9 protein-coding genes are annotated in these 8,768 nt (G+C 47.1%); 2 read left to right on the top strand and 7 right to left on the bottom strand.

All coding sequences use genetic code 11. The annotated features are described in order from the left end of the window. Together tig and WC259_RS00635 are read left to right on the top strand one after the other, a co-directional pair. The coding region (gene tig / locus WC259_RS00640) for a trigger factor (protein ID WP_372642774.1) at nucleotides 1-914 on the top strand (914 nt) is incomplete at its 5' end. Beyond that, nucleotides 911-1,513: an ATP-dependent Clp protease proteolytic subunit gene (locus WC259_RS00635; RefSeq protein WP_011309183.1), complete on the top strand. Its 603-nt coding sequence runs from the start codon at nucleotides 911-913 to the stop codon at nucleotides 1,511-1,513. The genes tig and WC259_RS00635, both read left to right, overlap by 4 nt. 80 nt (nucleotides 1,514-1,593) lie before the next feature. Here WC259_RS00635 and WC259_RS00630 read toward each other — a convergent pair whose 3' ends face one another. From WC259_RS00630 to topA, 7 genes are read right to left on the bottom strand one after another with little or no spacing between them, the layout of a single operon-like run. Continuing rightward, nucleotides 1,594-2,580, bottom strand: a complete 987-nt coding sequence (locus WC259_RS00630) for a carbohydrate kinase family protein (RefSeq protein ID WP_011309184.1) — start codon at nucleotides 2,578-2,580, stop codon at nucleotides 1,594-1,596. 1 nt (nucleotide 2,581) lies between these two features. Continuing rightward, nucleotides 2,582-3,403, bottom strand: a complete 822-nt coding sequence (locus tag WC259_RS00625) for a phosphoribosylglycinamide formyltransferase (protein WP_078986834.1) — start codon at nucleotides 3,401-3,403, stop codon at nucleotides 2,582-2,584. Between the two features lie 2 nt (nucleotides 3,404-3,405). Further along, nucleotides 3,406-4,065: a PHP domain-containing protein gene (locus WC259_RS00620; RefSeq protein ID WP_011309186.1), complete on the bottom strand. Its 660-nt coding sequence runs from the start codon at nucleotides 4,063-4,065 to the stop codon at nucleotides 3,406-3,408. Nucleotides 4,066-4,067: 2 nt separating this feature from the next. Further along, a complete protein-coding gene (gene efp / locus WC259_RS00615; protein WP_372642770.1) occupies nucleotides 4,068-4,628 on the bottom strand; it encodes an elongation factor P in 561 nt (186 codons plus the stop codon). Nucleotides 4,629-4,643: 15 nt separating this feature from the next. After that, the gene (locus WC259_RS00610; protein WP_011309188.1) at nucleotides 4,644-5,735 is read right to left on the bottom strand and encodes a Xaa-Pro peptidase family protein; all 1,092 of its coding nucleotides are present in this window, start codon (nucleotides 5,733-5,735) and stop codon (nucleotides 4,644-4,646) included. Further along, a complete protein-coding gene (gene xerC / locus WC259_RS00605) occupies nucleotides 5,732-6,655 on the bottom strand; it encodes a tyrosine recombinase XerC (RefSeq protein ID WP_011309189.1) in 924 nt (307 codons plus the stop codon). Before xerC ends, WC259_RS00610 begins: the two co-directional genes overlap by 4 nt. Further along, on the bottom strand, nucleotides 6,656-8,767 hold the full coding sequence (gene topA / locus WC259_RS00600; RefSeq protein WP_372642766.1) for a type I DNA topoisomerase: 2,112 nt from the start codon (nucleotides 8,765-8,767) through the stop codon (nucleotides 6,656-6,658). Between the last annotated feature and the right edge of the window lies 1 nt (nucleotide 8,768).

Here is an 8,768-nt window from a genome sequence, read left to right as displayed (position 1 = left end):
ATCAGCGAGCTACTTGGGAAACAGCGGAACGTCCTGTCAAAATGGGTGACATGCTACTTATGCAGGTTGAAAGCACCCTTAATGGCGAACCCTATCTGAACCGTGAGGATATGCAGTATTCAGTTCGGGAAGAGGCCATTTATCCTGCTCCCGGTTTTGGCGACTGCCTGGTAGATATGGTTGCGGGTGAACCCAAAGAATTTTCAATAGTTTTCCCCGAAGACCATGCACGGGCTGAACTGGCCGGTAAAACAGCCGCTTTTAAGGTAACTGTCCGTGAAATTAAAGAAGAAAAACTGCCTGAACTAAATGATGCATTTGCCCACGAATTAAACCCTGAGTTTAACACTCTGTCTGAGCTTCGCCAGCGTATTCGGGAAAATATGCAGGACAGACAGGATGACAAGGCTCAGGCCAAGTTTGAAGACCAGATTGTTGAAGCCCTGATAAAAATGAGTAAAATAGATTATCCGGAAGTTATGGTGGAAGCAGAGCTGGACCAGATAATTGAACAGCAGCTGCAACGTCTGCAGAGTAATGTAAAAAGCCCCGAAGAATTCCGGGCTATGCTTTCCCAAATGACACCGGAGGATATGCAGCAGCGGTATCGCCCTCTGGCGGAACAACGGGTAGCATCTTCGCTGGCGTTGGGTAAACTGGCCACCACCGAAAATCTGGTACCCAATGATGAAGAAGTAGATGCTGAAATTGAAAAACTGATTACAGATGCCGGTGATAAAAAAGAAGAAGAAAAAGCCCTTTACAATCAATCGGAAACCAGAGACCGTCTTATTCAGCTTCTGACTGCCCGTAAAACTATGGCTTTTATAGATGAAATAGCCCTTCAGCCAGCTCTTGAGGCTGTCGAACCTAAAGCTGATGAAGATGAAAAAACAGAGGAGGCAGATAAATGATAAGCCCTGAAAACGTAGTACCTATGGTTATTGAGAGTAGTGCCAGAGGAGAACGTGCCTTTGACATTTATTCTCTATTGCTGAAGGAAAGAATTATCTTTCTGGGTTCGCAAATAAACGATCAGGTAGCCAATCTGGTTATTGCCCAGTTACTGTTTCTTGACAGGGAAGACCCGGACAAGGATATCAGTCTATATATACACAGCCCCGGCGGGGTAATATCTGCCGGTCTTGCCATGTACGATACCATGCAGCTTATACGCCCCAAGGTATCCACCATTTGCGTAGGCGTGGCTGCTTCCATGGCAACTGTACTCCTGTGTGCCGGTGCTAAAGGCAAACGCTATGCCTTGCCTAATGCTACCATTCATATGCATCAGGCTATGGGTGGTGCTCAGGGACAGGCTTCGGATATTGAAATTGCCGCCCGCGAGATTATGCGCCAGCAGGATATTTTGCGGAATATTCTGGTAAAACATACCGGCCAGACCATGGAGAAAATAGTCCATGACAGTGACCGTGACTATTATTTGAGTGCCCAGCAGGCGGTGGAATACGGTTTAATAGACGAAATTTTGCAGAAACCTGAAAACAAATAATTTAACAGTTGGTGGTTTTACATCTAAAGACAAAACGCCCTTCGCAAGAGGGGCGTTTTTATTCTTCAAGCGGTAAGAAATCAGTTAGTAAAATAGTGCATGCCGAAACGTTCTTTTAGCCCTTCCAGATTGGGCAAACCTGAACGGGCACCCAGCTTGCTTATGCAGAAACGGGCAGAAATATCCCCCAGCAAGCCGCACTCTTCAATGGGTTTATCCCCCATAAGCCCGAAAAGGAAACCGGTGGTAAAGGCATCTGCCGCACCTATTGTATCCACTACGGTACGGATATCTTTCCTGAGGCTGACGGTTGACTCCATATGGCACTCGTGGTCTTTGTCCCGTATATAGGTCTGGAGGGTTATTTTGCCTTTTCGTTGAAAACGGCGGCTCTCTCCCAGAGTAACTACCACATGTTCACATCCGCTGCGGATACACATATCCGTAGCCCGCTGATAATTCTTTTGGGTCATTTTCTCTATATCCAGTTGGTTGGTGAAAAGGGCATTTGTGCGTGAAAGAATGGGAGCAAGCCTTTTCAGCCCCTGGGCGGCAAAGAGGGCTCCGGGTGAAAAGCTGAAAAGTACATCCGGTGCCAGCCGTTCCGCTATTTCATGGCAAAGGGCAAATTCATTCTGGCTGAAGAAAGTTGACATATGAACCAGCTTGGCTTGGCTTAAGTACTCTAGATTGATATCAGAAAGGTTAAGGTAATTGTTGGCACCGGGATTTACATATGTTGAGCGGCGCCCGGAAGATTCACTTAGTGAAACCACTGAGCCCGTTTGGGCTTCGTCCGTTACCATCAGGTACTGGTTATCTATACCTGCGTTTTCAAAGTCTTTAATCAACAGGTTGCCGTCAGAGTCATTCCCCACTGCTCCTATGAAGCCGCATTTTAATCCCAGCCGGGATAACCCATGTATAGTATTTGCACCTGAACCGCCGGGGAATGAGGCAGATTCGGTGACTACACATTCGCCGTCATGGAGTATTTGCTCCACAGTATATATATGATCTACATGCACCGCCCCCAAGCCGATAGCCTCAAGACTACAAGTAGTCATGTCATTCTCTCCCTTGGATTAGGTGGTCAATCTCGGCGCTCAGGTCATAACCCGGTATAGTTTGTCCGCAGTTATCAGTTACCTGACCCTTGCGGATATTTACCCGCCCTTCGCTTATGGCCTTTATACTGCGGACTATAAGCGGCAGTTCGCGGATAGTTCCCTGGTGGCGGATAGCTTTGAAAAGGGAGTTGTCTTCACCCTCGGCGGTTTTAATATCATTTACCGTCCGCTTTGCAATACTATCCCAAAGAGGCTTTAAGGAATCTGTCTGGATTGGGAAACGGCAGTAACTTACCACTGGTCCCCTGTCCAGTTCAGGTGTTACCAGATGTATCATAGCCCCGGTTTCGGCGGCTTTTTGCTGCATAAGCTCCCAGATAACCTCTTTCCAAGTGCCTTTGGGTCCCCATGGAGTGGCTGGGTGCAGATTTATAATGTTATAACGGCTACACATTTCCGGTCCCATTATCAGCATGTAGCCAGCCAGTACGCATAACTGAGGGTTATATTCCTTGAGGCGGTTTATGACCTCGCGGTCATAGTCCAGTCTCCACTGCGGTAGGATGCTGCCGGGTATTTCATCATTACCGTTTACCCGTGTTTTATATTTCTGGTAGGAAAAGGTAACCAGCGGTATCTTGTAGTTTTTTACCAGTTCAAAAAAAGCGTCTGTCTCGGCTGATTCACCGGGTTCGCGGCTGCAAAAGACAAAACTTATCCTTGCCTTAAGCTCTCCCTTTTGGATGCTGTCCAGCACTGCAGTCAAAAGGGAGAGGGATCCTTTGCCTCTGGCAGTTGAAAACCAGCCCAGTTCAAACATGCTTATTTCTCCGGTTTGATATATTTGGAAAGTTTGCGTATGAGTGCCCGTATCCGAACCATGCGGTTCTGGCGGCCGGTTATCCGTCCCTGCCGGAGGGCGGCTATGAATTCCTTGGGGGTATTGAAATCAGGCATGGTTACGTAGGTAGTGCCTATTTCAGGCAAAGTATGGGAATCCGTGCCGGCGCTCATGGGCAAGTCATACTGTTTGGCCAGCTTGCGGGCTTTTTTAAGGCTTCCGTTAAGCAGGGTGCGGGAATTAAATACCTCCAGCACGTCTATTTTCCCCTCGGAAGCCAGTCTTTCCAGCTCCGTATCTATCAGCGCCGAACCCCTTAGCCCGTCATAAGGGTGGGGAATGCATACCAGAGCACCCTGTGCTTTTATGCGGGATACACATTCGTCTACTGATATGCCGCTGGGTATGCTTTCTTTAAGAAACATGCCCATAATCTCTCCGTGGGGGGTCAGCACTTCCTCTGAGATTATTATTTTTATGGGGCTTTCCTTGGCCAGCATCAAGGCCCCTTCGGCCGTGCCATGGTCACACAAAGAAATGCAGTTGATGCCTTTTTCAACGCATTTGCTTATCAGGTCTTTTGGTTGGGTATTTGAGTCCATAGAATAATTTGTATGGACGTGTAAATCAGCTTTTAACATTGTTAAGTGGTTGCCTTTCCCAGATATTGGCCGCTGCGGGTATCTACCCTGATTAAGTCTTCGGTATTTATAAATAACGGCACTTGTATGACAAGTCCCGTTTCCAGAGTAGCCGGTTTGGTAGTGGTGGCGGCGGTATCGCCTTTAAAACCCGGTTCGGTATGGGCTATCCTCAGATTGACGGATGCCGGTAGTTCAACACCTATAGCGTCTTCCTGAAAGGTCATTACCCTGACACTGCCGTTTTCAAGCAGGTAGTTAACGGCATCACCCAGTACGGCTTTATTCAGAGCTATCTGCTCAAAGGTTTTTTCATCCATGAAGTGGTAGACGTTTTCATCATTATATAAAAATTGCATATGGCGGTATTCCAGATTTACCAGATTGAACTTTTCATCTGATTGAAAGGTTTGTTCCATAGTGTGCCCGTCCCGTATATCTTTCAGTTTCAGACGTAGCAAGGCGGTGTGCTTCATTTTTACATGTTGGATATCTATTACTTGGAATAGACCGTTTTCCTGTTTGATGATACAACTCTTTTTTAATTCGTTTCCAGTGGCCATATAAACCTTTCTCTTCTAAATATACGGGTTTTGTTTATCTGATTTTGAAAGCAACTCTATTTTACCATTTTTAAGCATACAGGTATCTTCTATGCGGATACCGCCCCATCCCGGCAGATAAATGCCCGGCTCAATACTGAAAACCATACCGTTTTCAAGTATATCTGTACTTCTGGGACTCAGGTGCGGTTCCTCGTGGACCTCCAGCCCCACTCCATGCCCAAGGCTGTGTCCGAAATTTGCCCCGTACCCGGCTTTTTCGATAACCTCCCGGGCAATAGCATCAGCCTCTTGTCCGGTCATTCCGGAGTGGATTTGGTCTATGGCCGTTTGCTGGGCGGCCAGAACTATATCATATATTTTCTTAAATTGGCTATTCGGTTTTCCCGGCAGGACAGTTCTGGTCATGTCACTGGCGTACCAGCTGAACTTTGCCCCATAATCCATCAGCAGGGGTTGTCCGTCAGCCACCGCTTCAGGGCGGGTTTGAGCGTGAGGCAGGGCAGAGTTTGCCCCGGTTGCGGCAATCACCTCAAACGGCATGGATTGGCTGCCGTGGCTTTTCATAAATTTCTCAAGTTCCCAAGCCAGTTCCCTTTCGGTCATCCCCGGTGTCAGCAGGGAGGGTAGGGCGGAGAAAGCGGCATCTCCAATAGCGGAGGCCTGTTTGATGCAGTCTATTTCATTTTCGGATTTTATCTTTCGCAGTTTTCCTGCTAAATCTGCGGTTTCCACAAGCAAGACATTTAAACCGCTTTCGCTGAGTGTGTTTTTTAGTTTGCTGTATTGTTCAAAAGTAATAAAGGAAGATTCAAAACCCAGACGGCGGATACTTTCGGAGCTTAACAGTTCGGGCAACCAGAGTGACCTTCCGTTTATAACTTTACATAAAGTATAATCAGGAGACTCATTTTCAGCCTGCTCATAATAGCGGAAATCTACCGCAATAAAAGATTGGGTCGGGGTAATAAACAGGTGGCCTTCGCCGCCGGAAAAACCGGACAGGTAACACTGGTTTTCGGGTTTGGATACAAGCAATCCATCCAGTTCATTTTCGGCCATAAGTTTTCTTAGGAGTGCAAGTCTTTGTCCGTTTGACTGGCTCATTCGTCTTCCCTCCCGGCGATATTATTCTGTGGTCTGGCCAGCGGATGACTGGACATGTAGACTTTACGGGCTTGGCTTTTGGTAACATGGGTATATATCTGGGTAGTGGAAAGATTAGAGTGCCCCAGAAGTTCCTGTACCACCCGAAGGTCTGCTCCTCCGTCCAGCAGGTGAGTAGCAAAAGTGTGGCGCAGCATATGGGGATGGACGTGTTTTTCAATGCCTGCCTGTTTGGCCAGTTTATCCAGCCTTTCCTGAAAACTGCGGGCGCTCAGTCTGCCGCCGGTTGGGTTCAGGAATAAGGCCGGGGTATTCCGCTTGCCTTTTAGCAAAGGTCTGCCTAGATTGAGATAGTTTTGAATGGACTGGATGGCAGGTAAGCCCGCTAGAACTACGCGTTCTTTAGACCCTTTACCCCAAACACGTATCTGGTGGCTGTGCAGGTCCATATTTTCTATATCCAGTTTAACCAGCTCGCTGACACGCAGGCCGCTGGCGTAAAGGAGTTCCATAAAAGCTTTGTCACGTAGTCCTTGGGGGGTGGAGGAATCTGGCACCCGCAGAAGTTTGTTAACCTCGGTTACGGTCAGAAACTCCGGCAGGCGTTTGTCCAGACGGGGGCTGGAGGCATTTAAGGTGGGGTTTTTTTGAATAAGGCCTTCCCGCATAAGATAACGGTAAAATGAACGTACTGCCGAAAGTTTACGGGCAATACTGCCCTTTACAATTCCTTTGGCTATCAGGCTTGACATGTAATCCCTCAGGATATAGCGGTCAACCCTGTCAAAAGAGCTTACTTTTTTTTCAATCAGGTAATTAACAAAACCAATTAAATCTGTGCGGTAGTTTCTAAGGGTATAAGGTGAAACGTTTTTTTCTACCGATAGATATTCAAGGTATTTGTTAAAATTCTCCTGCATTTAGCTTTCATCTTCAAGTTTTTTGCGTTTACCGCACTTGGTGCATTTTGCCCAGTTCTGGCCGCTCTTGGTCATAAGCGCGCCGCATTCCGGGCAAGGTTTGGTCAAGGGCTTGTAGAAAGATACAAATTTGCAGTTCGGGTAACCGGCACAGCCGTAAAATATCTTGCCCTTTTTGCTGTATTTCTCAACTATATCCGAATTGCAGTCGGGGCATTTGGCACCTGTTTTTATCTGGTATGAGCGGGTGTAACGGCAGCCGTCATCTTCCTTGGAATAACGTGAGCAGGCAATAAATTTGCCGAAGCGTCCCCGTTTGATGACCAGTTTGGCATTACATTCAGGGCAAAGTTCGTCCAGTTCTTCTTCAGGTGGCTTAATTTTCTCAATTTTTTCACTGGCGGCTTCTATTTCTTTTATAAATGGTTCGTAGAAACGCCGTATAATGGGCACCCAATCCAGTTTTTCGGTAGCTATTTTATCCAGTTCGGCTTCCATGGCGGCGGTAAAATCTATGCCGATAATATCAGGGAAATGCTCTACCAGCAGGTCATTTACCAGCATCCCCAGTTCACTGGGCTTCAGGCTGCCTTTAAGCTTGGTAATATATTCCCGTTCCTGTATGGTGGAAATAGTGGGAGCATAAGTGCTGGGGCGTCCGATACCGTTCTGTTCCAGCGCCTTGATTAGTGTAGCTTCGGTATAACGGGGAGGCGGTTGGGTAAAGTGCTGGGTAGCATCCAGACTTTTCAGCTTCAGTTCTTCGCCTTCTTCCATGGGGGGCAGGCTGGATTGTTCTTTTTCCTCGTCCTCGTCCTTGCCCTCTATATACACAATAGTAAAACCCGGGAAAGTATTTACCGAGCTGGTAGTCCTAAGCAGATAGCGGGTTTTTGATGGCTGGTGCTTGGCCTCTATATCTATAGTTGTATTGTCAAAGACGGCAGGGCTCATCTGGCTGGCTATCATGCGTTGCCAGATAAGCTGGTAAAGCTTGAACTGGTCTGCCGACAAACTCTTCTTGATAAAATCAGGTGTGCGATTTATACGGGTAGGGCGGATAGCTTCATGGGCTTCCTGTGCTCCCTTAACTTTGCTTGAGAATACTCTGGCCTGTTTGGGCAGGTAGGCAGGGCCGTATTTTTCAGTTATATAATCACGGGTTTCGGCTACAGCAGTTCGTGCCACATTGGTAGAGTCAGTACGCATATAGGTGATAAGACCCACTTCTCCTTCACCCTCTACGTTCAGGCCTTCATACAGTTGCTGGGCTATGACCATGGTTTGCTTGGCTGAAAAACGGAGTTTCCGCCAGGCTTCCTGCTGGAGAGTGCTGGTAATAAAGGGTGCAGGAGATTGTCTGAGGTTTGATTTTCTTTTTATTTTTAGTACCTGATAGTCAGATACCTCAAGCTCTTTTTTGATTTGGTCAGCTTCAGATTCGTTATGTATTTCCAGTTTGCCTTTGGTTACATAACCGGCCAGAGTGGCTTTGAAGGCGGCTGATTTTACTTTTTTACTCAGCAAGGCCTCTATGTTCCAGTATTCAGTAGATACAAACTTCTCTATTTCCCGTTCACGGTCAACTATTATTTTCAGGGAGACAGATTGTACCCGTCCGGCTGAAAGTCCCCTTTGAACCTTTCGCCAGAGCAGGGGGCTTAGTTTGTAACCCACCAGCCGGTCAAGCACCCGGCGGGCTTGCTGGGCATTTACCAGATCCATATCCAGTTCACGGGTATTTTTGAAAGCCTTGTCTATGGCTTCTTTGGTAATTTCGTGAAACACCACCCGTTTAGGGTTGGATAGATTGGCTTTGGTGACTTCGGATATATGCCAGGCAATGGCCTCACCTTCGCGGTCAGGGTCGGTAGCCAGATATATTGCCTTGGAATTCTTGACTGCTTCCTTAAGTTCCTTTATAATCTTGGCCTTAGCCTTCAGGGAAACATATTTGGGGGTAAAATTGTTTTCAACATCTACGCCCAGCGTACTTTTAGGCAAATCCCGTATATGCCCCATGGTGGCCATAATATTAAAGTCCTTACCCAGCATTTTGCTGATAGTACGGGCTTTGGCAGGTGACTCAACTATAACAAGTTTTTCTTTCATG

The organism is Dehalococcoides sp. (assembly GCF_041654235.1).
Taxonomy (GTDB): Bacteria; Chloroflexota; Dehalococcoidia; order Dehalococcoidales; family Dehalococcoidaceae; genus Dehalococcoides; species Dehalococcoides mccartyi_B.
Note: the sequence above shows the minus strand (reverse complement) of the source record. Positions and strands in the feature narration are given on the sequence as shown.

Excerpts from the sequence above, each read along its gene's own strand:
- WC259_RS00635 (WP_011309183.1), top strand. The coding sequence starts at position 911 with ATGATAAGCCCTGAAAACGTAGTACCTATGGTTATTGAGAGTAGTGCC.
- WC259_RS00630 (WP_011309184.1), bottom strand. The coding sequence starts at position 2,580 with ATGACTACTTGTAGTCTTGAGGCTATCGGCTTGGGGGCGGTGCATGTA.
- WC259_RS00625 (WP_078986834.1), bottom strand. The coding sequence starts at position 3,403 with ATGTTTGAACTGGGCTGGTTTTCAACTGCCAGAGGCAAAGGATCCCTC.
- WC259_RS00620 (WP_011309186.1), bottom strand. The coding sequence starts at position 4,065 with ATGTTAAAAGCTGATTTACACGTCCATACAAATTATTCTATGGACTCA.
- efp (WP_372642770.1), bottom strand. The coding sequence starts at position 4,628 with ATGGCCACTGGAAACGAATTAAAAAAGAGTTGTATCATCAAACAGGAA.
- WC259_RS00610 (WP_011309188.1), bottom strand. The coding sequence starts at position 5,735 with ATGAGCCAGTCAAACGGACAAAGACTTGCACTCCTAAGAAAACTTATG.
- xerC (WP_011309189.1), bottom strand. The coding sequence starts at position 6,655 with ATGCAGGAGAATTTTAACAAATACCTTGAATATCTATCGGTAGAAAAA.
- topA (WP_372642766.1), bottom strand. The coding sequence starts at position 8,767 with ATGAAAGAAAAACTTGTTATAGTTGAGTCACCTGCCAAAGCCCGTACT.